The 22,987-nt window shown below is 69.5% G+C and carries 22 protein-coding genes; 15 read left to right on the top strand and 7 right to left on the bottom strand.

What is annotated here, in order from left to right:
- Positions 1–11 precede the first annotated feature (11 nt).
- Together JJI54_RS10100 and JJI54_RS10095 are read right to left on the bottom strand one after the other, a co-directional pair.
- Entirely contained in the window at positions 12–689 is a 678-nt protein-coding gene (locus JJI54_RS10100; protein ID WP_226381598.1) for an SDR family NAD(P)-dependent oxidoreductase, read from the bottom strand.
- A gap of 5 nt (positions 690–694) precedes the next feature.
- Positions 695–1,471: an enoyl-CoA hydratase/isomerase family protein gene (locus JJI54_RS10095; RefSeq protein WP_203072824.1), complete on the bottom strand. Its 777-nt coding sequence runs from the start codon at positions 1,469–1,471 to the stop codon at positions 695–697.
- A gap of 118 nt (positions 1,472–1,589) precedes the next feature.
- Here JJI54_RS10095 and JJI54_RS10090 point away from each other — a divergent pair, with 118 nt between their 5' ends.
- Entirely contained in the window at positions 1,590–3,065 is a 1,476-nt protein-coding gene (locus JJI54_RS10090; protein WP_203072823.1) for an AMP-binding protein, read from the top strand.
- On the opposite strand, the gene JJI54_RS10085 is transcribed toward JJI54_RS10090, so the two are convergent.
- The 3 genes from JJI54_RS10085 to JJI54_RS10075 are packed head-to-tail and all read right to left on the bottom strand — an operon-like array spanning position 3,062 to position 6,133.
- Entirely contained in the window at positions 3,062–4,084 is a 1,023-nt protein-coding gene (locus JJI54_RS10085; protein ID WP_226381597.1) for a membrane dipeptidase, read from the bottom strand. The genes JJI54_RS10090 and JJI54_RS10085 overlap by 4 nt on opposite strands.
- Positions 4,084–4,686: a 2-hydroxychromene-2-carboxylate isomerase gene (locus tag JJI54_RS10080; RefSeq protein WP_203072822.1), complete on the bottom strand. Its 603-nt coding sequence runs from the start codon at positions 4,684–4,686 to the stop codon at positions 4,084–4,086. Before JJI54_RS10080 ends, JJI54_RS10085 begins: the two co-directional genes overlap by 1 nt.
- Complete coding sequence (locus JJI54_RS10075) at positions 4,673–6,133, bottom strand: NAD(P)-binding domain-containing protein (RefSeq protein ID WP_203072821.1); 1,461 nt, start codon at positions 6,131–6,133, stop codon at positions 4,673–4,675. The genes JJI54_RS10080 and JJI54_RS10075 overlap by 14 nt, the downstream gene beginning before the upstream one ends.
- 184 nt (positions 6,134–6,317) lie before the next feature.
- On the opposite strand from JJI54_RS10075, the gene JJI54_RS10070 reads away from it, so the two are divergent.
- From JJI54_RS10070 to JJI54_RS10055, 4 genes are read left to right on the top strand one after another with little or no spacing between them, the layout of a single operon-like run.
- The gene (locus JJI54_RS10070) at positions 6,318–7,409 is read left to right on the top strand and encodes an ATP-NAD kinase family protein (protein WP_203072820.1); all 1,092 of its coding nucleotides are present in this window, start codon (positions 6,318–6,320) and stop codon (positions 7,407–7,409) included.
- Between the two features lie 29 nt (positions 7,410–7,438).
- Positions 7,439–8,833, top strand: coding sequence for an aminomethyl-transferring glycine dehydrogenase subunit GcvPA (gene gcvPA, locus JJI54_RS10065; RefSeq protein ID WP_203072819.1), 1,395 nt, complete (start codon positions 7,439–7,441; stop codon positions 8,831–8,833).
- The gene (gene gcvPB, locus JJI54_RS10060; protein ID WP_203072818.1) at positions 8,830–10,380 is read left to right on the top strand and encodes an aminomethyl-transferring glycine dehydrogenase subunit GcvPB; all 1,551 of its coding nucleotides are present in this window, start codon (positions 8,830–8,832) and stop codon (positions 10,378–10,380) included. The genes gcvPA and gcvPB overlap by 4 nt, the downstream gene beginning before the upstream one ends.
- Positions 10,377–11,528, top strand: coding sequence for an NAD(P)/FAD-dependent oxidoreductase (locus JJI54_RS10055; RefSeq protein ID WP_203072817.1), 1,152 nt, complete (start codon positions 10,377–10,379; stop codon positions 11,526–11,528). Before gcvPB ends, JJI54_RS10055 begins: the two co-directional genes overlap by 4 nt.
- Here the strand turns inward: JJI54_RS10055 and JJI54_RS10050 are convergent.
- Entirely contained in the window at positions 11,506–12,309 is an 804-nt protein-coding gene (locus tag JJI54_RS10050; RefSeq protein ID WP_203072816.1) for an IclR family transcriptional regulator domain-containing protein, read from the bottom strand. The genes JJI54_RS10055 and JJI54_RS10050 overlap by 23 nt on opposite strands.
- A gap of 189 nt (positions 12,310–12,498) precedes the next feature.
- Here JJI54_RS10050 and JJI54_RS10045 point away from each other — a divergent pair, with 189 nt between their 5' ends.
- The 10 genes from JJI54_RS10045 to JJI54_RS10000 all read left to right on the top strand — a co-directional run bounded on the left by JJI54_RS10045 (position 12,499) and on the right by JJI54_RS10000 (position 22,092).
- Complete coding sequence (locus JJI54_RS10045) at positions 12,499–13,830, top strand: ABC transporter substrate-binding protein (RefSeq protein WP_203072815.1); 1,332 nt, start codon at positions 12,499–12,501, stop codon at positions 13,828–13,830.
- Between the two features lie 9 nt (positions 13,831–13,839).
- The gene (locus JJI54_RS10040; RefSeq protein ID WP_203072814.1) at positions 13,840–14,754 is read left to right on the top strand and encodes a carbohydrate ABC transporter permease; all 915 of its coding nucleotides are present in this window, start codon (positions 13,840–13,842) and stop codon (positions 14,752–14,754) included.
- On the top strand, positions 14,751–15,569 hold the full coding sequence (locus JJI54_RS10035; protein ID WP_164696947.1) for a carbohydrate ABC transporter permease: 819 nt from the start codon (positions 14,751–14,753) through the stop codon (positions 15,567–15,569). Before JJI54_RS10040 ends, JJI54_RS10035 begins: the two co-directional genes overlap by 4 nt.
- On the top strand, positions 15,566–16,645 hold the full coding sequence (locus JJI54_RS10030) for an ABC transporter ATP-binding protein (protein ID WP_203072813.1): 1,080 nt from the start codon (positions 15,566–15,568) through the stop codon (positions 16,643–16,645). Before JJI54_RS10035 ends, JJI54_RS10030 begins: the two co-directional genes overlap by 4 nt.
- Positions 16,645–17,544 (top strand): dihydrodipicolinate synthase family protein, encoded by a 900-nt coding sequence (locus JJI54_RS10025; RefSeq protein WP_203072812.1) that lies wholly within the window; start codon positions 16,645–16,647, stop codon positions 17,542–17,544. The genes JJI54_RS10030 and JJI54_RS10025 overlap by 1 nt, the downstream gene beginning before the upstream one ends.
- A gap of 1 nt (position 17,545) precedes the next feature.
- Positions 17,546–18,328 (top strand): SDR family oxidoreductase, encoded by a 783-nt coding sequence (locus JJI54_RS10020; protein ID WP_203072811.1) that lies wholly within the window; start codon positions 17,546–17,548, stop codon positions 18,326–18,328.
- A 2-nt stretch (positions 18,329–18,330) separates the two neighbouring features.
- Complete coding sequence (locus JJI54_RS10015) at positions 18,331–19,056, top strand: SDR family NAD(P)-dependent oxidoreductase (RefSeq protein ID WP_203072810.1); 726 nt, start codon at positions 18,331–18,333, stop codon at positions 19,054–19,056.
- 11 nt (positions 19,057–19,067) lie between these two features.
- Positions 19,068–19,904: a sugar phosphate isomerase/epimerase family protein gene (locus JJI54_RS10010; RefSeq protein ID WP_203072809.1), complete on the top strand. Its 837-nt coding sequence runs from the start codon at positions 19,068–19,070 to the stop codon at positions 19,902–19,904.
- A 110-nt stretch (positions 19,905–20,014) separates the two neighbouring features.
- Complete coding sequence (locus tag JJI54_RS10005; protein ID WP_203072808.1) at positions 20,015–20,707, top strand: isochorismatase family protein; 693 nt, start codon at positions 20,015–20,017, stop codon at positions 20,705–20,707.
- Complete coding sequence (locus JJI54_RS10000; protein WP_203072807.1) at positions 20,707–22,092, top strand: dihydroorotase; 1,386 nt, start codon at positions 20,707–20,709, stop codon at positions 22,090–22,092. The genes JJI54_RS10005 and JJI54_RS10000 overlap by 1 nt, the downstream gene beginning before the upstream one ends.
- Here the strand turns inward: JJI54_RS10000 and JJI54_RS09995 are convergent.
- Complete coding sequence (locus JJI54_RS09995; protein WP_203072806.1) at positions 22,081–22,962, bottom strand: amidohydrolase family protein; 882 nt, start codon at positions 22,960–22,962, stop codon at positions 22,081–22,083. The genes JJI54_RS10000 and JJI54_RS09995 overlap by 12 nt on opposite strands.
- Between the last annotated feature and the right edge of the window lie 25 nt (positions 22,963–22,987).

Genomic DNA, 22,987 nt, shown 5'->3' with positions numbered 1-22,987 from the left:
AGCGCGCCGGGTCAGAGCGAGGCGCCGCCGCAGATCATGATCTGCTGGCCGGTGATGGCGGCGGCCTCCGGCCCCAGCAGGAAGGCGGCCAGCGCGGCCACTTCCTCCGGCCGGATGAAGCGGCCGATGGGCGGCGCCTTGGGCTGCATGGAGGCGCGGGCAGGGTCGCGCAGCATGGGCGTGTCCGTCACGCCGGGTGCCACCACATTGACCGTGATGCCGCGCGGCGCGAGTTCCGCGGCGAAGGAGCGCGCGAGGCCGACCAGCGCCGCCTTGGTCGCGGCGTAATAGGCGCGGCCGGGCGCGCCGCCGGAGGTGCGCGACCCCACGAAGACCACGCGCCCGCCGGCTTCCATGCGCGGGATCAGCGCATCGGCCAGGCGCGCGGCGACATCGACATGCAGGCGCCAGAGCTGGTCCCCCGTCTCCGGCTTCATCGCGCCCAGCGCCTCCGCCCGCATCAGCCCGGCGGCATGCACCAGCGCCTGCGGCGCCAGCCCTTCCAGCGCGGGCGCCAGCGCATCGGGGTCCAGCAGATCGACCGCGCGATGCGTGTAGCCCGAGCCGGCCCAGTCCGGCGCCTTGCGGCTGAGGCCGGTGACCTGCCAGCCATCGGCGATGAGGCGTTGCGCGATGGCGGCGCCGATGCCGGAGGAGGCGCCGGTGACGAGGGCGTGGCGGGGGGACATGGCGATCATCGCGCCTTGTTCAGGAATTCGCCCATGACGCGCTGCGGCTCCCCGGCATCGAAGGCCTGGCGATGCAGCAGCCGCGCGGCTTCCATCGTCTCGTCGAAGCTGGCCTGGGTGGCGGCGCAGAAGCGCTGCTTGTTGAACTTGAAGGCCAGCGGCGGCTTGGCGGCGAGTTCCGCGGCGATGGAGAGAGCGCGGGGCAGCACCTCCTCCGGCTCCACCAGATGGTGCAGGATGCCGAGGCGGTGGCATTCCTCCGCGGAAGCGAGCCGGCCGGTCAGCACCATCTCGATGGCGCGGGACAGGCCCAGCATCTCCCGCATGATCCAGAAGCCGGTGGCGCTGACCATGCCGGAATTGATCTCCGGCTGGCCCATGCGCGATCCCGCATGGCCGATGCGGATATCGCCCAGCAGTGCGGTCTGGAAGGCGGAACCGGCGGCAAGGCCGTTCAGCGCGATGACCATCGGCTTCTCGAAGCGCCGCAGCGCGCCGTAGAGGCGGCGCCATTCCTCGATCCACTCCTCCGCGCGGGCGCCATCGAAGGTCTTGCCTTCATTGAGGTCCTGCCCGGCGCAGAAGGCGCGCGGACCCGTGCCGGTCAGGACGAAGGCGCGGATGGCGGGATCGCTGTTGGCGCCGTTGATGAGCGAGACGAGCCGCGCGCGCATCGGTGCGTTCCAGGCATTCAGCCGTTCCGGCCGGTTGAGCGTGACGAGCAGCGTGCCGTCCCGGTTCTCCGCCAGCACCTGGCGTTCAACCTCGGCGTCGATGGTCATGCTGCGTCTCCCGGCGTCGCGGCGGATGCTTCCACCGGCGCGCGCGCAGCGTCAAGCGCGGGGCCGGTCGATTGACGCGGCGCGGGGCGCGCGGGAGCATGCGGCGGGAGGGCCATGCATGCAGCAGGGCGTGCCGCCGCCGGGCGGGTTTCTCGAGCTGTTCCGCGCAATCGCCGCGGCGGAGCCGGCGCGGATCTTCGCGGTGGTGGATGGGGCGCCGCTCGATTTCGGCATGCTGGATGCGCGCAGCGATGCCATGGCGGCGGCGCTGCGGGGCCTGGGCGCGGCGCGCGGCGACCGCGTGGCGGTGATGCTGCCGAATGGCGCCGGCGCGCTGGCGCTGGTCTTCGCGCTGGCCAAGGCGGGGCTCGTCTGGGTGCCGCTGAACACCGCGCTGGTCGGCGACGGGCTGCGCTACATCCTGGGCCATGCGCGGCCGCGCCTGGTGGTGGCGGATGCGGCGCTGCTGGAGGCGCTGGCGGGCATCGAGGGCGTGGTGACGCTGGCGGCGCTGGAGGCCGCGCCGCCCGCGCGGTTCGAGGCCGTGCTGCCCGACCCCGCCGATGATTTCGCCATCGGCTACACCAGCGGCACCACCGGCCCGCCCAAGGGCGTGCGCGTCTCCCACCGCATGCTGCGCCTGGCGGGAGAGGGCGTGCTGCTGGTCTCCGAGGCGCGGGACGGCGACGTGATGTTCATGTGGGAGCCGCTGTACCATATCGGCGGCGCGCAGATGGTGGTGGTGCCGCTGCTGCGGCGCGCCGTGCTGCACTTGGTGCCGCGCTTCTCCGCCAGCCGCTTCTGGGAGGAGGTGATCGCCGCCGGCGCCACGCATATCCACTACCTCGGCGGCATATTGCAGATCCTGCTGAAGCAGGAGCCGAGCGCGAAGGAACGCGCGCATCGCGTGCGCGTGGCCTGGGGTGGCGGCGCGCCGGCCGAGATCTGGGACGCGGTGCGGGCCCGCTTCGGCGTGGAGCTGCGCGAATGCTATGGGATGACGGAGGCCAGCAGCTTCAGCACGGCGAACCGCAACGGCGCGCAGGGATCCGTCGGTACCGCGATGCCCTGGTTCACCGTCTCGCTGCTCGGCCCACCCGGGGAGCGCGGCGAGATCGTGGTGCGCGCGCATGATCCGCTGGCGCTGACGCGGGGCTACCTCGACAATCCCGAGGCGACCGCGAAGGCGCTGCGCGACGGCGCGCTGCATACGGGCGACCAGGGTTCCTTCGATGCCGACGGCAATCTCTACTTCCATGGCCGCCTCTCCGACAGCGCGCGAGTGCGGGGCGAGAATGTCGGGGCGTGGGAGGTGGAAAGCGTCGCCGCGCAGCATCCCGCCGTCGCGGACTGCGCGATGATCGGCGTGGCGGCCGAGGTCGGGGAGCAGGAGATCAAGCTCTTCGTGCAGCCGAAGCCCGGCGCGGCGCTGGACCCGGCTGCATTCTCCGCCTGGCTGGAGACGCGCCTCGCCCGCCACCAGCGGCCGCGCTACATCGCGGTGGTGGAAGGCTTCGAGCGCACGCCGAGCCAGCGCATCATGAAGCACCGCCTGCCGCGCACGACCGATGATGCCTGGGACCGCGTGGCCTAGCCGCCCCAGACGCGCGCCAGCAGCCGCAGCCAGTTCTGGCCCAGCAGCTTGACGATCAGGTCCTCGCTCCATCCGCGCTTCACCATCGCCGCCGTGATGTGCGGCATCTCATGGATGCGCTGGATGCCGCGGGGCTTGCTGATCTTGGCTGTCGCGAATTCCGTCAGGTTGCGGGCGGTGCCTTTGTCCTTGCTGGCGTAGTTCTGGTAGGGGCCGGGGCGCGGATGGTCCAGGCTGAAATCGGCGCCGAGGCCGACATGATCCTCCCCCACCAGCGCCAGCACATGCTCCATCGCGTCGATATAGTCCTCCACCGTCGCGTCATTGCCGCGCCGCAAACCGGGAGCGAAGAGGCTGATGCCGATGATGCCGCCGGCCTCCGCGCAGGCCTTGAGCAGCGCATCGGTCTTGTTGCGCGGCACGTCGTGCAGCGCGCGCGGCAGGACATGGCTGATGGCGCAGGGCTGCCTGGACCAGGCGATGGCATCGAAGCTCGTCCTCTCCCCGACATGGGAGAGATCGCAGAGCACGCCGACGCGGTTCATCTCATGCACCACTTCCCGCCCGAACCCCGTCAGGCCGGAATCGGTCAGCTCCAGGTAGCCGGCGCCGGAATAGTTCTGCGTGTTGTAGGTCAGCTGCATGATGCCGACGCCGAGATCCTTGAAGATCCCGATATCCTGCAGCCGGTCCTCGATGGGGGAGGTGTTCTGCCAGCCGATGCTGATGCCCGTCCGCCCTTCCCGCTTGGCGGCGTGGATATCGGCCACGGTCCTCACGGGCCGCAGCAAATCGGCATTCTCCGCCAGCATGCGCCGCCAGTCGCTGATGTTGTCGAGCCCGCCGCGCAGATCCTCCCACAGCACGGAAGCGGCGTTCACGGCGGTGACGCCGCCGGCCTTCATCTCCTCGAAGATGGTGCGGGACCAGTTGCAGGTGGAAAGGCCATCGAAGACGACCGCGCGCGCATGCAGCGCGGCCGCGCGTTCCATGATGGCGGGATCCTCATGCGCCAGCATCACGCGGCCTTCGCCAGGGCGCGATCGACGAAATCCAGCCGGTCCTGGCCCCAGAACAGCTCGTCATTCACCACATAGGTGGGCGTGCCGAAGATGCCGCGCCGCTCGGCCTCCGCCAGGTTGCCGTGCCAGGTCTCGATATGGCGGGGAAGCGCGGGGTCGCGGACCAGCGCGGCGCCTTCCTCCCCGACCGTGCCGCGCGCCAGCTCCCGCAGCGTTTCCACATCCGCGATGTCGCGATCCTCGGCCCAGAGGGCGCGCTGCACGGCAAAGCTGAAGGCGGGCGCATCCAGCCCCGCTTCCTGCACCGCGATCACCGCCTGGGCCGCCGTCTCGATGGTGCGGCAAGGGTAGAAGCGCGGCGTCAGGTTCAACGGCATGCCGAGATGCGCGCGCCAGCGCGACAATTCCAGCGCATGGTAGTCCTGCCGCGGCTGCGCGCGGGTGCGCAGCGGGATGCCGCCATTGGCCTCGATCACGCGGATGGGGCGCAGCACGATGCGCGCGCCGTGCTTCTTCGCGATGGACCAGAGCTGCGGCGTGCCGAGATAGGCCCAGGGGGAGGAGATGCCGTAGAAGACCAGGATCTCAGGCTGCGGCATCGCTGTCACTCTCCAGGGGGCCGGTCCAGGGCGTCCATTCGTCGCCCTGCAATTCGGCGGTATCGTACCGGTCGAACTGGTCGCGGATCAGGGCACGATCCTCGACGAAGAGGCTCCGCGCCATCGCCTCCGCCAGGCGGCGCGCGCCTTCGCTGACCGAGGGGATGCCGCTGGTGAGCTTGCCGTGCGACAGCACCGCGGGGAAGGTGAAGCAGGCGATGCGCGACAGGCCGGGACAGGCGCCGGGCAGGCGTTCCTGGAACTCGAATCCCGGGCCGAGATCGGGGTGCTGCGCCAGCGCGTCATCGCGTTCCTCGGGCGGGGGCGTGTAGCTGTCCGCCCAGCGGCGGATATGCGGCGCGATGGCCCGCAATTCCGGCCGCGTCTCCGGCGCGATGGCGAAGCCCGTCGCGAGGATCAGGAAATCCAGCCGCAGCACGCCGCGCGGCGTCTCCACCCGCAGCGCGCCGCGATCCTCCCGCGCCGCAAGGATCGGGCAGCCGAAGAGGAAGCGCGCATTGGGGAAGGCGGAGACGCGGAGGACGGATTGGCGCGGCGCGGGCAGCTGCGCGTCATTGGCCAGGCGGAAGAAGCGCCACTTGTCCTCCATCGGCAGGCCCATGAAGCCATGCGCCATGCCCTTGCTGCCGATGCCCGTGAACTTGTCGATGCGCGGCATCTGTGGGCGACGGATCAGAATGTCCACGGAAGCCGCGCCGGCTTCCAGCGCCACCGCCGCATTGTCCATGGCGGAGGCGCCGGCGCCGACCACGCCGACGCGCTTGCCGGCGAGCGAGGCGATCTCGATCGCCTCCGCCGAATGCGCCCAGAAACGGCGCGGCAGGTCGCGCAGCGCGGCGGGCACGGCCGGGCCGCCGAGGCCATCGATGCCGGTGGCCAGCACCACGCGGCGCGCATGCAGCACACCCGTCTTCGTCACGATGCGGACCGGGCCATCGGGAAGCGGCTCGATGGCCGAAACCTCGACGCCGTTGCGGACGGGCAGCGCCAGGACGCGGCGGTACCAGACCATGTAGTCCATCCACATCGGGCGCGGGATGCGGAACATGGCCGCCCAGGCCTCCGGCCCCCACTGCGCCTCGAACCAGGCGCGGAAGGTGAGCGAGGGGACGCCGAGCGCGGGCCCCGCGACCTCCTTCGCCGTGCGCAGCGTGCGCATGCGCGCCGTCGTCACCCAGGGGCCTTCCGTGCCGGCCGCCGCCCGGTCCAGCACCGCGAGCCGTGTGATGCCGAGGAAGCGGAGCGCGGCGGCGGCGCAGAGGCCCGAGAGCCCCCCGCCGATGACGGCGACGTCCAGCAGCTCGCCCGCCGCCCAGGGCGTCTCCGGCACCCAGGCCTTGGGCGGCAGGTTCAGCAGCGCCAGGTCGCGCTGGAGGCGCGCCTCCAGCGCGGGCAGGCCTTCGGGGGTGGAAGCGGTTTGCTGCATCGCGGCAAGGGTAGGACCGGCGGGCGCGCAGCCACAACCCTGTGGCGGCGGCGCGCGGGATGTCGGATGCTTCATCTTCGGGATTGCGCCGCCGCCCGAAGCCCCGCAGATTGTGCGTCTGGCGCATCGCTGTTCGCGATGCGAACGCGCGGGAAACCGCGACGCGAACGCGCGGGGAGGCTTGGTGCGGCGGCTGGGCGTCATCGTGAACCCCATCGCGGGCATGGGCGGCAGGGTCGGGCTGAAAGGCACCGATGGGCCGGAGGTTCTGGCGCGCGCGCGGGCGCTGGGGGCGGAACCCGTCTCCGGCTTGCGCGCCGCGCGGGCGCTGGTGGAGCTGCGCGGCGTGGCGGTGCTGGCGGCGCCCGGTGCGATGGGCGCGGAGCCCTGCGCCGCGGCGGGCCTGGCCTGCGCGGTGCTGGACGGCGTGACGCCCGATGCGCAGGGCACGCGCGACGCGGCGCGCGCGATGGAGGCGGCGGGTGTCGCGCTGATCCTGTTTGCCGGCGGCGACGGCACGGCGCGGGACGTGGCGGGTGTGGTCGGCACGCGCATCCCCGTGCTCGGCATCCCGACCGGCGTGAAGATGCAATCCGCGGTCTTCGCCACCAGCCCCGCCGCCGCCGGGCGGCTCGCCGCGCGCGTCATGGCGGGCGAGGCGCGGTTCCGGGAGGCGGAGGTCATGGACCTCGATGAGGAGGCGCTGCGCGCCGGGCGCGTCAGCCCGCGCCTGCATGGCGTGGCGCTGGTGCCGGAGGAACGCGCGCTGATGCAGGCGGGCAAGGCCGGCGCCGCGGTGCCGGATGAGGCGGCGCTGGACGCGCTGGCGCGGCGCATCGCCGGGGAGATGCAGCGCGGCCGTCTCTACGTGCTGGGCTGCGGGACCACGATGCGGCGCATCAAGCGCGCCATCGGCTTCGAGGGCACGCTGATGGGCGTGGATGTCGCGCTGGATGGAAGGCTGCTGGCGGCGGATGTGAGCGAGGCGCAGTTGCTGCGGCTGACGGAGCAGGCGCCGGCGACGGCCATCCTCGGCGTGACGGGCGGCCAGGGCTTCCTGCTCGGCCGCGGCAACCAGCAGCTCAGCGCCGCGGTGCTGCGGCGGATCGGGCGGCAGAATTTGGTGGTGGTGGCGGGGGCGATGAAGCTCGCGGCACTCGATCCCGCCTGCCTGCATGTGGATACCGGCGACGCGACCATGGATGCGGAACTCTCGGGCTACATCGCGGTGCGCACCGCGCCCGACCGCAGCGCCATGATCAAGGTCGCCGCCTGAAGGAGATGAGGGACGTGACAGGAGAGAGCATGACGGCGCATCCCTGGATGGCCAATTCCGTGCCCGCGATCAAGGAGGCGATGCTGAAGGAGATCGGCGCGCCCTCGATCGAGGCGCTGTTCGAGCAGATCCCCGACAGCCACCGCACGAAGCATGATTTCGCGCTGCCGCCCGCGCTGCGGTCGGAGGTGGAGTTGCGGCGGCACATGCTGCAGCTGCTGGCGAAGAACCGGTCCTGCGAGGAGAACCTCTCCTTCCTCGGCGCCGGCATCTGGCAGCACCATGTGCCCGCCATCGTGGATGAGGTGGCGGGGCGGAGCGAGTTCCTGACCTCGGTCTGGGGCACGGCCATGTCGGACCATGGCCGCAACCAGGCCTGGTTCGAATTCTGCTCCCAGCTCGGTGAATTGGTGGCCTGCGACTTCGTGGGCCTGCCCGTCTATTCCTGGGGCTGCGCCGCGGGCAACGCCATCCGCTTGGCCTCACGGCTCAACAGGCGGCGGCGCGTGCTGGTGCCGGCCTGGATGGATCCGGAACGCCTGGCGGTGATCCGCCAGTATTGCGAGCCGGAGGGCATGGCGAGCCACATCGCGGTGGTGACGGTGGCGCAGGATGCGGCGACCGGGCTTCTCGACCTCGCCGACCTTCGCGCGAAGATGAGCGACGGCGTCACGGCCGTCTATTTCGAGAATCCCTCCTTCCTCGGCCTGATCGAGACGCAGGGCGAGGCGATCGCGCAGATCGCGCATCAGGCTGGCGCGCAGGTGATCGTGGGCGTCGATCCCATCAGCCTCGGCGTGCTGGCGCCCCCGCCCGACTACGGCGCGGATATCGTCGTCGGCACCACGCAGACCCTGGGCGCGCATATGAGCGCGGGCGGCGGCGCGGGCGGCTTCATCGCGTCCCGCGACGAGGAGCGCTATGCCCGGGAGTACCCGACGCTCAACATCTCCATCACCACCACGCGCAACCCCGGCGAGCACGGCTTCGCGCTGAGCCTGGCGCATCAATCGAGCTACGGGATGCGCGAGCAGGGCAAGGACTGGACCGGCAATTCAGTCTACCTCACCGCCATCGCCAATGCCGTCTACATGTCGCTGATGGGGCCCGAAGGTTTTCGCGAATTGGGCGAGCTGGTGCTGGCGCGGTCGCATGCGGCGGCGAAGCGGATCGCTTCGGTGCCAGGGGTTTCGGTCCGCTGGCGCGGCGGGTTCTTCCGGGAATTCGTCGTGGACTTCAGCGCTACCGGCAAGACGGTGGCGGCGGTGAACAAGGCGCTGCTGGCCAAGGGCATCTTCGGCGGCAAGGATTTGTCGGCCGACATCCCGGCGCTGGGGCAGAGCGCGCTCTACGCCGTGACGGAAATCCATTCGGCCGAGGACATCGAACGGCTGGCACTGGCACTCGAGGAAATCGTGCGATGAGCGGGACGCCGAAGCTGATCCACCAGGCCCGGTGGAACGAGCCCGTCGTGATGGAGATGGGCGTGAAGGGACGGCGCGGGATCGTCTTCCCGAAGGCCGAGGGCGATGCCGCGGCCCTCGTGCCCGCCGGCATGCGCCGCCGCAGCGCCCCTGCCCTGCCGGAAATGACGGAACACGACGTGCTGCGCCACTACCTGCACCTCTCGCAGCAGGTGCTGGGCATGATGGGCGTGAGCCTCTTCGGCACCTGCACCATGAAATACAACCCGCGGGTCAGCGAGGCGCTGGGCCTGCGGCCGCAGATGGCGGAGCTTCACCCGCTGCAGGATGACAGCACCCTGCAAGGGCTGCTGGAGATCGTGCACCGCTTCGACCTGATCCTGCGCGAACTCTCCGGCATGGACCAGTTCGTCTTCCAGGCCGCGGGCGGCGCGGACGCCGCCTATACCCATACCTGCGTCACGCGCGGCTATTTCGCGGCGAAGGGGGAGCTGGAGCAGCGCAACGAGATCATCACCTCCATCCAGGCGCATCCCTGCAACCCCGCCACCGCCGCCACCGCGGGGTTCAAGGTGGTGACGCTGATGCTGGAGGAGAATGGCTATCCCTCCATCGAGGCGCTGAAGGCCGCGCTGTCCAACCGCACCGCGGCGCTGATGATCAACAACCCCGACGACATGGGCGTCTACAACCCGCAGATCGCCGAATGGGTGAAGCTGGTGAAGCAGGCCGGTGGCCTTGCCTTCTACGACCACGCCAACTTCAACGGCGTGATGGGCCGCATCCGCGCCCGCGAACTCGGCTTCGATGCCTGCATGTTCATGCTGCACAAGACCTTCGGCGGGCCGAAGGGCGGCGGCGGGCCGGCCGTCGGCGCCTATGGCTGCTCCGCCGAACTGGCGCCCTTCCTGCCCAAGCCGATCGTGGTGAAGGACGAGGCGACGGGCCTCTACCGCATGGATCACGACCGGCCGGATTCCGTCGGCAAGGTGCGGGAGTTCTTGGGCAACCTCCACATCGTCATGCGCGCCTATGCCTGGGCGCGGGCGATGGGCGCGGATGGCATCAAGGAAGCCGCCGATATCGCCGTGCTGGCCAACAACTACATGGAGAAGCGCCTGCTCGCGATCCCCGGCGTCGCGCGTTCCAACCCGGAAGCCAAGACCTGGCGCATGGAGATGACGCGCTACGGCCTCGGCCCGCTGAAGGAGGAAACCGGGCTCGGCGTCATAGAAATCGGCAACCGCATGACCGACTACGGCATCGATGCGCCCTGGCTCTCCCACGAACCCTGGGTGGTGCCGGAACCCTTTACCCCCGAGGCCGGCGAGCTGTGGTCGAAGGAGGATATCGACCTCTGGTGCGATGTCCTCGCCAAGGTGTGTGACGAAGCGCGCAGCGATCCGGAGCTGGTGCGCACCGCGCCCCATAACGCCCCGATCGGCCGCGTGGACAGCGAGGCGCCGGAGGATCCCGCGCGCTGGGCCACCACCTGGCGCGCCTGGCTGCGCAAGCGGGCGGCGCTGGCGCAGCAGGCGGCGGAGTGATCCAGCAGGCCGATGTCGCCATCATCGGTGGCGGCATCGTCGGCCTCTGCCTGGCGCGCAACCTGGCGATCGCCGGGCAGGACGTGCTGCTGCTGGATGAAGGCCGGCATGGCGGCACCAACGCCAATGCCGGCAGCCTGCATGTCCAGATGCAGAGCCGCTTCCTGCGGATGTATCCGGACCTCGTGCCAAATCTCGAAGCGTCGCTGCCGCTCTATCCCGCGGCGGCGCGGCGCTGGGGAACACTGGCGGAGGAGCTCGGCGCGGATGTGGAGCTGCGGCAATCCGGCGGGCTGATGGTCTGCGAGGATGCGACGAGCTACGACTTCCTCGCCCGGAAATGCGCGCGGGAGGAGGAGCTGGGCCTGCGCGTGGAGATGCTGGACCGCGCCGCGGTGCGGCGCATCGCGCCCTATCTCGGCGACGCCGTGGTGGGCGCGGAGCTGTGCCATGACGAGGGCAAGCTGAACCCGCTGCTGGCGAACCAGGCGCTGTCGCGGGATCTGCGCGCGCGCGACGTGCCGCATCGGCTGAAGACCTGGGTGGAGCGGATCGAGCGCGATGGCGCGGCGCTGCGCCTGGCACTCTCCGATGGCGGCGTGGTGCGCGCGGGGCGCGTGGTGCTGGCGGCGGGCGCCGGCACGGGCAGGCTGGCGGCGCAGATCGGCGGCCATGTGCCGACGGTCGCCGAGCCGCTGCACATGAACATCACGGAAGCCGCGGCGCCGCTGGTAAAGCACCTGGTGCAGCATGCGGAGCGGATGATCACGCTGAAGCAGCTGGCGAGCGGCCAGGTGGTGATCGGTGGCGGCTGGCCCGCGCGCTTCGCGGGGCGGGAGCAGGCGCCGACCGTGCGGATGGACTCGCTCGTGCAGAACCTGACGCTCGCGCAGCACATCGTTCCCAGCGTGCGCGAGTTGCGGCTGCTGCGCACATGGGCCGGCGTGAACACGACGACGGATGGGCAATGCGTGCTCGGGCCTCTCGGCGCGGAGCCGCGCGTGCACATCGCCGTGCCGGGCGATGCGGGCTACACGCTCGGCCCGCTGGTCGCCGACATGGCGGCGGCGATCCTGCTCGGGCGCGATCCCGGCTTCCCCGTCGCGCGCTTCACGCCGGATCGCTTCAGTCCCGCAGGGACCGGTTGATGCGGTCCGCGGCCTCCAGCAGTTCCGGCAGGAAGCGGCTATGCAGCACCTCCGCCGTGACGCGGGAGGAGGGGCCGCAGACATTCAGTGCCGCCAGTACCGCACCGCCCGGCGCGCGCAGCGGCACGGAGACGGAGCGCAGGCCGACTTCCAGCTCCTCATCCACGATGGAGAAGCCGTTGCGGCGCACCTCCTCGATGATGGCGCGGAGCTTCGGCTTGGAGGTGACGGTGTTGGGCGTCAGCGCGGACGGCTTCATCGCCGCCAGCGCCTGCGCCAGCGCCTGGTCGCCGAGGCCCGCGAGCAGCACACGGCCGACCGAGGTCGCGTATGCCGGCAGCCTCCGCCCCACCGCGATGCCGACCGCGACGACACGACCCGGGGAGGGCGCATGCGCGACATAGAGCGCATCCTCCCCATCCAGCACGGCGGCGAAGGCCGCCTCCCCGAGCCGGACGGAGAGATCCGCCATGATCGGGCGCGCGATGTCCCAGAGGCCGAGCGAGGCGACGGCGGAATGGCCGAGTTCGAGCAGCTTGGCGGTCGGGCGGAAGCGGCCGCCCTCCTGCTCCATGTAGCCGGCATGGGTGAAGGTCAGCAGGAAGCGGCGCGCGGTGGCGCGGCTGAGGCCCGTGCGCTCCGCCACCTGCGACAGGGTCTGCCGCGGCGTCTGCCGGTCGAAGCTCCGCAGCACGTCGAGCGCGCGGAGCACGGATTGCACGATCTCCCGGTCCTCGCGAGGCTCGGGCGCATGCAGGTCGCGCGGGATCGCATCATCCATGGTGGTCTTGCCCATCGGGTCAGACTGTTCGCAGCGCGAACATAGGTCGCGGGATTCCGGGCGGTCAACGCGCGAAATCCGGGGAAAGCCCCTTGCGGTGTCGCGACGGCCTGTTTCACACTGCGGTCAAGCGTTCGCTGTGCGGTCGCCGCCGGCGGGTGACGGAAGCAGGGAAGGAAGGGAAGAGACATGACCGAGACCACCCGCAGCGGCCTCTCTCGCCGCAGCCTGGGCACCGCGCTGGGCGCCGGCGCCATGGCGCTGGCCGCACCCGGCGGCGCCCGCGCGCAGACGCCGACGACGCTTCGCTGGTGGTCGCCGCAGACGGCGCCCGCGCAGCGGGAAGCCTACAACTTCCAGATCCGCACCTTCGAGGAAGCGAATCCGGGCGTGCGCGTGGTCTTCGAGGCGACGTCGGATGAGGGCTATCCCGCGCAGATGGCGGCGGCCTTCGCCTCCGGCCAGGTGCCTTCCGTGGTGACGCACCTGCCCCACTTCGCCGTCGCCACCTACTGGCAGAACGGGCTGCTGGAGCCCTTCAACGACGTGATCGACATGATCGGCACGTCGAACTTCTACGATGGCGCCAACCGCATCTACGAGATCACGCAAGGCCAGTATGCCGGCACCGGCATCGGCAATTCCGCCGCGAACATGATGTGGCTGCGCCGCGATCTGATGCAGCGCGCCAATATCGCGGAGGCGCCGCGCACCTGGGACCAGCTGCGCGATGCCTGTCGCCGCATGCAGGGCGGCGGCGTCTTCGGCGCGCCCCTCCCCTATGCCCGCAACTCCATGACGAGCCTGATCTTCATCTGCTTCGTGCATGGCGCCGGCGGCAACATCTTCTCCCCGGACCTGCAGGTGACGGTGGACAGCGACGCCTTCCGCAACGCGCTGGAATTCTACAAGTCCATGCGGGAACTCTGCCCGCCGGGTGCGACCAACTATTCCTGGGGCGAGAGCCTGACGGCCTTCGTCGCCGGCGCGACGGCGACCGGCATCTACACCGGCCGCGTGCTGGCGAATGTCGCCGCGCAGAATCCGCGGATCGCGGACAGCATCACCTGCGCGCGCTACCCGACCATCTCCACCAATGTCGCGCCCTGGACCTTCAACGACTTCCCGAGCGTGATGATCCCGAAGGTGGCGCCGAACATCGCGCTGGCCAAGCGCTTCGCGGCGCATCTGTTCCGCGCCGATGGCTATATCCGCCAGCTGCATGCGGCGCCCGGCCATGTGCTGCCGGTCCTGAAGACGATCAGCGCCATGCCGCAATACCAGGAGAACGCGCTGATCCAGAAGTATCGCGCGGAAGTGGACCTGATGAGCGAGAGCGCGGCGGCGGGCCACAACCTCGGCTGGGAATCGCCGCAGCACAAGCCGAACACCGCGGCGGGCCGCATCATCGCGAGCCATGTGCTGGCGGAAGCGGTGCAGCGCTACGTCATCAACAACGAGCCGATGGCGGCGGTGGTCTCCACGACCGCGCAGCGCCTCGAAGCGCTGATGCGCGGCTGAAGCAGGCGCATGACGTCCAGGACTGGCGGGCCGGCGGGGGGCAATCCCCTCGACCGGCGGGACGCGATGCTGGGGGTGATGCTGATCGCCCCCTGCGTGCTGATCTTCTGCGCCGTCATCGTCTATCCGCTGGTCTCGGCCGTCTATCTGAGCCTGTTCAACATCTTCACCCCGACGCTGCAGGGCAACTTCGTCGGGCTGCAGAACTACGCGGAGCTCTTCGCGGGTGAGGAGTTCTGGCGTTCGCTGCTCAACACGCTGATCTGGACCGTCTGCACGCTGTTCCTGCAGGTGGTGCTGGGCGTCGCGGCGGCGCTGATGCTGCATCAGGCGATCGTCTTCCGGGCGCTCGCGCGCAGCCTGATCCTCTTTCCCTACTTCGTCTCCACCGTCGTTGCCGTGCTGGTCTGGCGCTGGCTGTTCAACGACCTCTACGGCATCCTGAACCATCTGATGATGTGGTCCGGCCTGCTGCAGATGCCGCTGGACTGGCTGGGATCCATGCCGAATGCGATGGTGAGCATCGTGCTCGTCGGCGCCTGGAAGTATTTCCCCTTCGTCGTCATCGCGATCCTCGCGCGGCTGCAGACCATCCCGGACCAGCTCTATGAGGCCGCGACCATCGACGGCGCCGGCGCCTGGTCCCGCTTCACGGATGTGACGCTGCCGCAGCTGAAGGACGTGCTGATGGTGGTGGTGCTGCTGCGCGCCATCTGGGACTTCAAGGAGTTCGACCTGATCTACCTGATGACCGGCGGCGGGCCGCTGATCGCGACGCAGACGCTGCCGCTGATGGTCTACAAGGAAGCCTTCGGCCTGGACGCGATGGGCCGCGCCACGGCCGTCGCGGTCGCGATGATGGCGGTGATGCTGGTCTTCATGGTGCTCTACCTCCGCCGCATGGGGAAGGAGGAAGCGCGATGAAGCGCGTCGCCTTCAACCTCATGGCCTGGACCATCGTGCTGGTCACGGCTTTTCCGCTCATCTGGATGGTCATCACCTCGGTCAAGCCGCAATTCGAACTGTTCCGCATCCCGCCGACCTTCTGGCCGGAGGAGATCACCTTCGAGCACTACCGGCGCCTGCTGTGGGAGACGCCGTTCCTCACCTTCATGCGGAACTCGCTGATCCTGTCCTTCTCGACCACGGTGCTCGTGGTGGCCGTCGCGACGCTCGGCGCGCATAGCCTGGTGCGCTTCCGCTATCCGGGGCGGGAGAGGCTGGCGCAGCTGGTGCTCTTCACCTACCTGCTGCCTTCCGTCGTGCTGATCCTGCCGCTCTACCTCATGATGGTGTGGCTCGGCGTGGCGAATTCGCTGCTCAGCCTGGTCATCGCCTATACGAGCTTCGCCCTGCCCTATGCGCTGTGGCTGCTGCGCAGCTTCATGCAGGGCATCCCGGACGATCTGGAATCGGCCGCGCTGGTGGATGGTGCGACGCGGATGGAGGCCTTCTTCGACGTGATCCTGCCGCAGGCGCTGCCGGGCATCATCTCGACCTCCTTGTTCACCTTCATCCTGTCCTGGAACGAGTATCTCTACGCGCTGGTCCTGGTGAACACGGATAGCGCGCGGCCGCTGACGACGGGCGTGATGAGCATGCTCGTCTCCTCCTTCAACATCGAATGGTCGCTGCTGATGGCGGCCTCCGTCATGATGAGTGTGCCCTTGATCATCATCTTCGCCGTCCTGCAGAAGTACCTGACGCGCGGCTTCGGCGCCGGGGGCGTGAAGGGATGAGCGCCGCCGGAGTCACCTTCACCCGCGTCCGCAAGGCCTTCGGGGAGGCCGTCGCGGTCAAGGGGCTGGACCTCGCGATCAGGCCCGGCGAATTCGTGTCGCTCCTCGGCCCCTCCGGCTGCGGGAAGACGACGACGCTGCGCATGCTGGCGGGGCTGGAATTCCCGACGAGCGGGGAGATCATGATCGGCGACCGCGTCGTGAACGACGTGGCGCCGGGCAAGCGGGACATCGCCATGGTGTTCCAGTCCTACGCCCTCTACCCGCACATGACGGTCGGCGAGAACATCGCCTACCCCCTCAAGAAGCAGGGCATGGCCAAGGCGGAGCGGGCGGTGAACGTCGCGCGCATCGCCGCCATGCTGAAGCTGGAGGCGCTGCTGGACCGCAAGCCGCGGCAGCTTTCCGGCGGGCAGCAGCAGCGCGTGGCGCTGGGCCGCGCCCTGGTGCGCAGCCCCAAGGTCTTCCTCCTGGATGAGCCGCTCTCGAACCTCGACGCCAAGCTGCGCGCGCATATGCGGGCGGAGCTGATCGAGCTGCATCGGACGCTCGGCCGCACCTTCGTCTACGTCACGCATGACCAGCTGGAAGCGATGACGATGTCGGATCGGATCGCGGTGATGGAGGGCGGGGAGCTGCGGCAATTCGCCCCGCCGCGGGAGGTCTATGACCGTCCCGCCAACCTCTTCGTCGCGGGCTTCATCGGCACGCCGCCCATGAACACCCTGCCCGGCCGCTTCGCCGATGGCGTCTTCAGCCACCCCGCGATCACGGTGCCCTTCGCCGTCACCGGCGCTCCGTCCAAGGTCGTGCTGGGCGTGCGGCCGGAGGATGTGCTGATCGGCCAGGGGCCGCATCGCGCGACCGTGCGCGTCGTGGAGCCGACCGGGCATGAGACGATCGTGATGCTCGATGCCGGCGGGTCGCCGCTGACCGCCCGCGCCCCGGCCGAGGCCAGCCTGAACCCTGGCGATGCCGTCTCCTTCGCGCTACGGGCGGAACGGCTGCACCTGTTCGATGCCGACAGCCAGGCGCGCCTCGATGCGCGCGCCGTGACCCTTGGGGAGAGTGAGTGATGAACCGCGACGACGTCGACTGGACCGGCCCGATGCCGGCGCTGACGACGCCCTTCGATGCGGCGGGGCGCGTGGACAATGCGGGCTTCCGGGCCAATGTCACGCGCATGCTGGATGCCGGCGCGACGGGCATCGTCGCCTGCGGCTGCACCGGTGAGTTCTGGGCGCTGGCCATGGACGAACGCAAGGCGCTCTATGCCGAGGCCGTCGCCGCCACGGCCGGCCGCGGCACCGTCATCGTCGGCACGGGCTGCGTGGGCGAAGCGGACACGATCGAGCTGGCGAAGCACGCAAAGCAGGTCGGCGCCGATGCGGTGCTGGTGCTGCCGCCCTACTTCGTGAAGCTGACCGATGACGAGATTTTCGCGCACTACAAGGCGGTGTCGGATGCGGTCGAATTGCCGATCGTCGTCTACAACATCCCCGGCAATGCGGTGAACGCGATCTCTCCGGCGCTGGCGGATCGCCTGGCGGATCTGGAGAAGGTCGTCGCCATCAAGGAATCCTCCGGCGACTGGAACAATTTCTACGCCACGATGCTGGCGGTGAAAGACCGGCTGCGGGTGTTCTGCGGCCCCTCCTCGGTCTTCGGCGTGCCGGCCGTGGCGCTCGGCGCCGATGGCACGGTGGATTGCTTCCCGAATGTCTGGACCGGGTGCCTCGACCTCTACTACGCCGCGCGCGATGGCCGCAGCGATGCGGCGGATCTGCAGGAAGCCGGGCGCAAGCTGACCGACCTCTTCACCAGCGGCGGCCGCACGCTCTACCCCGCCACCAAGGCGGCGATGGACATGATGGGCTTCGCCGGCGGCGGCACGCCGCGGCCGCCGCTGCGGGCGCTGACGGGCGCGCCGCTGGAGGGGCTGCGCAAGGGTCTCACGGATATGGGGCTGCTCTGAGATGGATCTCGGCATCAGGGGGCGCCACGCCATCGTCTGCGGCGGCAGTCGCGGCCTCGGCGAGGCCTGCGCGCGATCGCTGGCGCAGGAGGGCGTGAACCTCACCATCGTCGCGCGCGGGCAGGAAGCGCTGGAGGAGGCCGCGGCAAGCCTGCGGCGCGATACCGGCGTCACCGTGCAGACCGTGGCGGCCGATGTGAACACGCCGGAAGGGCGCGACGCGATCCTGGCCGCCTGCCCCGCGCCGGACATCCTGGTCTGCAACCCCGGCGTCCGCCAGGTGCCCGGCGATTTCCGCGGCTGGGAACGCGATGAATGGCTGCGCTGGTGGGACGTGCATTTCTACTCCTCCATGGAGCTGATCCGCCGCGTCACGCCGGGCATGTGCGACCGCAAGTTCGGCCGCGTGGTCAGCATCTCCGTCAGCTTCATCAAGTTCCCGCAGGTGGGCTTCGCCCATTCGCACGCCGCGCGCGTCGCGCTCTCCGGCGCCATCGGGTCCATCGCGCGCGAATTGCTGCCGCACAACGTCACGGTGAACACGGTGTGCCCGGGCCTCTTCGACACGGATGCGCTGCGCACCAACCTGCACGGCCATGCGGCGCGGCGCGGCACCACCTACGAAGCCATGGTCGAGGACCGCATCAATGGCTGCCCCGCGGGCCGCTTCGCGCATCCCTCCGAATGCGGCGACCTCGTCGCCTATCTCTGCAGCGCCCAGGCCGGCTTCATGTCGGCGCAGAACATCGTCAATGATGGCGGCGTCTATCAGGGCCTGTTCTGAGCATGCGTGACGCGGAGCTGATTCCCGCCGCGGGCCGCGTCATCGCCATCTCCGGCGGCGGGCGCGGGCTCGGCGCCGCCATCGCGCGCAAGCTGCATGGGGAGGGCTACACCCTGGCGCTCGGCGTGCGGGATCCCGGCGCGGCGCGGGCGCGGCTCGGCTTCGCGGAACGCGCCAGCTTCCATGGCTATGACGCGACGAAGCCCGCGACGGCGGAGGCGTGGATCGAGGCCACGGTCGCCGCCCATGGCCGCCTCGACGGCCTCATCAACAATGCCGGCATCCTGCGCCGCGTGACCTGGGATGAAGGGGGCGAGGAGGAGCTCGACGAGCTCTGGACCGTCAATGTGAAGTCGCCCTTCCGCGCCACCAAGGCCGCGCTGCCGCATCTGCGGGCGGCGGGGCATGGGCGCGTGGTCAACATCGCCTCCACCGACGGCAAGCGCATCCGCGACGCCTCCGTCTCCATCGGCTATGCCATGAGCAAGCATGCGCTCGTCGCACTCAGCCAGGCGACGAAGCTGGCGGGGTGGGAGGAAGGCGTGCGCGTCACCGCGCTCTGCCCCGGCGCCATCGATACCGAACTGCTCGCAGGGCTTCCGGGCATTTCCGCCAACCGCCTCTCGCCGGCGACGATTGCGGAGATCGTCTCGCTGCTGCTGCGGCTGCCGGATACCGCGACCATCGCCGAACTCGTCGTGAACACGCGATCCGAACACAGCTATTGAGGAGACAAGCCATGGCCGATCTGCGCGTTGCCGCCTCCACCTTCCCCTTCCTCTATTCGCATGACGGTCTCGGCGCGCTGAAGCACCTGCACGCGCAGGGCTATCGCGCCTTCGAGATGATGATCTTCCCGCCGCATTGCTGGCCCTCCGAGCTCACGCCCGCGAAGCGCCGCGAATACAAGTCCTGGCTCGCCGACAGCGGTTCCGCCATCACCTCCTTCTGCTACCCGCTGCTCGACAACAATCCGAACAGCGTCTGCGCGAAGATGCGCCGCTACACGCTGGACCGGTACAAGGAAGCCATCGACCTCGCCGCCGATTGGGGCTGCCCCTATGTCTGCGCCATCCCCGGCCCGGTGAATTCCCTGATCGATCCGCCCGTGCCCTGGATGCGCGCCTGGTTCATCGAGGGCATGCGCGAGCTCGTCGATTTCGCGAAGGGCTCCGGCGTCGAGATCATCCTGGAGAACGTGCCCTTCACCTTCCTGCCCAAGGCCGCCGACATGCTGGCGGTGGCGGAGGAGATCGGGCCCGAGGTCGGGATCAACTTCGACGTCTGCAACAGCGCCTATATCAAGGAGGACGTGCCGGCGGCCATCCGCCTGCTCGGCAAGCGCATCAAGAACGTCCACATCTCCGACAGCGGCTATGCGGTCTTCAAGCATGAACGGCTCGGCACCGGCATCGTGGAACCGGCCCCGGCGGCCGCGGCATTGAAGGAGATCGGCTATAGCGGCATGACGGTGCTGGAGATCATCACCGATGCGCTGACGCCGGGCGCGGACCCGGATGGCGACATCAAGGCCAGCCACGACATCCTCGCGGCCTCCGGCTGGGCGGCGCGCTGAGGCGCCGGGCGGCGCCCCGGCGCCGCCGCTACGGCGTGACTTGGATACATCTTGTGTGTCTGCAACTGATGATCTAGCGTCCGGGGCGAGGAACAACCGGACTGAGTCACATGAAGCCCTGGGATGGAATCATCTCCGAGGAAGAGCAGCGCGCCTATGGCGCCGCCGGGTTCGGGCGGCGCTCCGGCCTCGGCCGCCGGCCCGCGCTGCTGATCATCGATGTGCAGTACCGCACCGTCGGCACCAGGCCCATGCCCTTCTGGGACGCGATCAAGGAGTACCCCACCAGCTGCGGCGAGGTGGGCTGGGCCGCCGTGGCGCGCATCCAGGAACTGCTCGCGCTGTTCCGGGAGAAGGGCTGGCCCGTCCTCTACCCCCATGTGTCGCCGAAGGAGAGCTTCGACAGCGGGCGCCTGGCCGCGAAGGTGCCGGCGCTGATGACGGTGCCGCGGGACAGCTACGGCTTCGTGGCGGAGGTCGCGCCACAGGATGGCGACATCCTGCTGCCGAAGAAGCATCCCAGCGCCTTCTTCGGCACGCCGCTGGCGAGCTACCTGGTCGATCTCGGCGTCGATACGCTGGTGGTGACGGGGTGCACGACCAGCGGCTGCGTGCGCGGATCGGTCGTCGATGCCTTCGCCTATAACTGGCGCGTCGTGGTGCCGCAGGATGCGGTCTATGACCGCAGCGCGACCAGCCACGCGGTGAACCTCTTCGACATGGCCGCGAAATATGCCGATGTGATGACGACCGAGGAGGCGATCGCGGCGCTCGGCCAGCTGGCGCCGCGGGACGCCGCCTGATGCGCTACGACATGCTGCTGCGCGGCGGCAGCGCCGTGCTGCCGGGCCTCGGCCCCACCACCTGCGAGATCGCGGTGAAGGATGGCCGCATCGCCGCCATCCTCGCCCGCGGCGCGGCGGCGGAAGCGGAGGAGGTCTGGAACGTCTCGGGCCTGGTCACCATGCCGGGCGCGGTCGATGTCCATCTGCATCTCGGCCATGGCAAGGATATCAGCCGGCCGCGCGTGCCGGGCGATGCGGCGCAGGAAAGCGCGGCAGCGGCCGCGGGCGGCATCACCTGCTTCATCCCCTACCTGATGGCGACCGATCCCTTCGAGGATTTCTGGCACGAGGTCATCGCCGTCACGGAAGCGGGATCGCGCATCGATTTCGGCTACCACCCCATCATCTCGACCGAGGCGCAGCTCGCGGGCATCCGGCGCTATGTCGAGGAGTTCGGCGCGCCCAGCTTCAAGATCTTCATGAACAACCGCGGCGGCGAGGGCAAGCGCCTCGGCCTGCCGGATATCGATGACGGCTTCCTGCTGCGGCTCTGCGAGACGGTCGCCGCGCATGGCGGCATGGTCTGCCCGCATCCCGAGACGATCGAACTCGCCTGGGTGCGCCGGAAGCAGATCATGGCGCAGGATCCCGAGGGCAAGGGCGGCCTCGCCAGCTGGAATGCCTCCCGCCCCCCCTTCGTGGAGGCCGATGCCGTGCAGCGTGCGGCGCTGGTGGCGAAGGAGGCGGGCGCGCCGCTCTACATCGTCCACACCTCCTCCGCCGAGGCGCTGGACGCCGCGAAGCGCGGCCGCCTGGCCGGCGGCAAGGTCTGGGTGGAGACCTGCCCGCACTACCTCACCCATGACGTGAGCTGGGAAGGCGGCGTCACCGGCAAGATCAACCCGCCGCTGCGCGAGGCATCGGATCGGGAGGCACTGTGGCGCGGGTTGTTCGATGGCAGCATCGACACCGTCGCGACGGACCATGTGCACCGTGATCTGAGCGGCAAGGAGGGCGGCATCTGGGCGGCCTCCCCGGGCTGCCCGGGCATGGAGACGATGCTGCCCGTGCTGCTGAGCGAGGGGCACATGAAGCGCGGGCTGAGCCTGGCGCGGATCGTGGAACTGGTCTCGACCAATCCGGCGAAGGCGATGGGCCTGCATCGCAAGGGCGCCATCGCGCCCGGCATGGATGCGGATTTCGCCATCGTCGATCCCGGCCGCCGCTGGACCGTGACGCGCGATGGCGTGCTCTCCTCCGCCGGCTACTCGATCTATGAGGGCTGGACGCTGACGGGCCAGGTCGTCCACACCATCGTGCGGGGCCGTGCCGTCATGCGCGATGGCGCGCTGGACGACACGGCCGTGGGGAGCGGGCGCTACGTGCCGCGCTCACTCCTCTGAAAGCGGCAGCTTCAGCCCATAGAGCCTGATCGCGTTGTCGCGGAGCACCTTGCGCTTCGCGACCTCGCGCAGGCCCAGCGCCTCGAACTCCGTGCGCGCGCGCTCCAGGTCGATGACGGGATAGTCGGTGCCGAAGATGACCTTGTCCTGCCCGAAGCTGTTCATGTAGCGCACGAACTTCTCGTCCCAGTGCTTCGGCGCATAGGCATCGGTGCCGATATAGACATTGGGATGCTTGTAGGCGACGGCGATCATCTCCTCCGTCCACGGCCAGCCGATATGGATGCCGACGAGCTTCAGTTCAGGGAAATCGCAGGCGATGGTGTCCAGCGTGATCGGGCGGCCGACGCTCTTCAGCGGACGCTCCTCGGAATAGCGGAGGCAATGGCCGATCTGCATCTGGATCGGGATGTCGAGCTCGCAGCACTTCGCATAGATCGGGTAGTAGCGCGCATGGTCGGGCGCCATCTCGAACCAATGGGGGTAGAGATGCGCGCCGATGAAGCCGAGTTCCTTCACGGCATATTCCAGCTCCCGCAGCCCGCGCATGCCCTCGGTGGGATCGACGCCGGCCAGCGCGCTGAAGCGCGTGGGATAGCGGCGCACCATCTCCGCCACCTTCTCATAGGGCACGCGGCGGTTGATGGTGTTCAGCGCGCTGCCGGCCTTGATGGCCAGCAGGAAGCAGTGCTCCACGCCGGCTCGGTCCATCTTCTCGATGAAGGCCTCGGGGGTCAGTCCCTTGATGCGGGATTCCTCGGCGCCGATCTTCTCCCTGATGAAGCTCTCCTGCCATCCCTTCCGCTCCAGCTCCGGATCGGCGAATTCGTAGTTGGTGACGGCATCGATGGCGGCGATGGAATAGGCCATGCGCGTGTCCCTTCGTGGCGCGGTT

It is taken from the genome of Falsiroseomonas ponticola (assembly GCF_016805305.1).
Classification (GTDB): Bacteria; Pseudomonadota; Alphaproteobacteria; order Acetobacterales; family Acetobacteraceae; genus Falsiroseomonas; species Falsiroseomonas ponticola.
The sequence above is the reverse complement of the archived record's forward strand: the minus strand, read 5'-3'. Positions and strand labels throughout refer to the sequence as shown.

Excerpts from the sequence above, each read along its gene's own strand:
- JJI54_RS10045 (WP_203072815.1), top strand. The coding sequence starts at position 12,499 with ATGACCGAGACCACCCGCAGCGGCCTCTCTCGCCGCAGCCTGGGCACC.
- JJI54_RS10050 (WP_203072816.1), bottom strand. The coding sequence starts at position 12,309 with ATGGATGATGCGATCCCGCGCGACCTGCATGCGCCCGAGCCTCGCGAG.
- JJI54_RS10040 (WP_203072814.1), top strand. The coding sequence starts at position 13,840 with ATGACGTCCAGGACTGGCGGGCCGGCGGGGGGCAATCCCCTCGACCGG.
- JJI54_RS10100 (WP_226381598.1), bottom strand. The coding sequence starts at position 689 with ATGTCCCCCCGCCACGCCCTCGTCACCGGCGCCTCCTCCGGCATCGGC.
- JJI54_RS10090 (WP_203072823.1), top strand. The coding sequence starts at position 1,590 with ATGCAGCAGGGCGTGCCGCCGCCGGGCGGGTTTCTCGAGCTGTTCCGC.
- JJI54_RS10025 (WP_203072812.1), top strand. The coding sequence starts at position 16,645 with ATGAACCGCGACGACGTCGACTGGACCGGCCCGATGCCGGCGCTGACG.
- JJI54_RS10035 (WP_164696947.1), top strand. The coding sequence starts at position 14,751 with ATGAAGCGCGTCGCCTTCAACCTCATGGCCTGGACCATCGTGCTGGTC.
- JJI54_RS10000 (WP_203072807.1), top strand. The coding sequence starts at position 20,707 with ATGCGCTACGACATGCTGCTGCGCGGCGGCAGCGCCGTGCTGCCGGGC.
- gcvPB (WP_203072818.1), top strand. The coding sequence starts at position 8,830 with ATGAGCGGGACGCCGAAGCTGATCCACCAGGCCCGGTGGAACGAGCCC.
- JJI54_RS10020 (WP_203072811.1), top strand. The coding sequence starts at position 17,546 with ATGGATCTCGGCATCAGGGGGCGCCACGCCATCGTCTGCGGCGGCAGT.
- gcvPA (WP_203072819.1), top strand. The coding sequence starts at position 7,439 with ATGACGGCGCATCCCTGGATGGCCAATTCCGTGCCCGCGATCAAGGAG.
- JJI54_RS10015 (WP_203072810.1), top strand. The coding sequence starts at position 18,331 with ATGCGTGACGCGGAGCTGATTCCCGCCGCGGGCCGCGTCATCGCCATC.
- JJI54_RS10085 (WP_226381597.1), bottom strand. The coding sequence starts at position 4,084 with ATGCTGGCGCATGAGGATCCCGCCATCATGGAACGCGCGGCCGCGCTG.
- JJI54_RS10095 (WP_203072824.1), bottom strand. The coding sequence starts at position 1,471 with ATGACCATCGACGCCGAGGTTGAACGCCAGGTGCTGGCGGAGAACCGG.
- JJI54_RS10080 (WP_203072822.1), bottom strand. The coding sequence starts at position 4,686 with ATGCCGCAGCCTGAGATCCTGGTCTTCTACGGCATCTCCTCCCCCTGG.
- JJI54_RS10010 (WP_203072809.1), top strand. The coding sequence starts at position 19,068 with ATGGCCGATCTGCGCGTTGCCGCCTCCACCTTCCCCTTCCTCTATTCG.
- JJI54_RS09995 (WP_203072806.1), bottom strand. The coding sequence starts at position 22,962 with ATGGCCTATTCCATCGCCGCCATCGATGCCGTCACCAACTACGAATTC.
- JJI54_RS10030 (WP_203072813.1), top strand. The coding sequence starts at position 15,566 with ATGAGCGCCGCCGGAGTCACCTTCACCCGCGTCCGCAAGGCCTTCGGG.
- JJI54_RS10075 (WP_203072821.1), bottom strand. The coding sequence starts at position 6,133 with ATGCAGCAAACCGCTTCCACCCCCGAAGGCCTGCCCGCGCTGGAGGCG.
- JJI54_RS10005 (WP_203072808.1), top strand. The coding sequence starts at position 20,015 with ATGAAGCCCTGGGATGGAATCATCTCCGAGGAAGAGCAGCGCGCCTAT.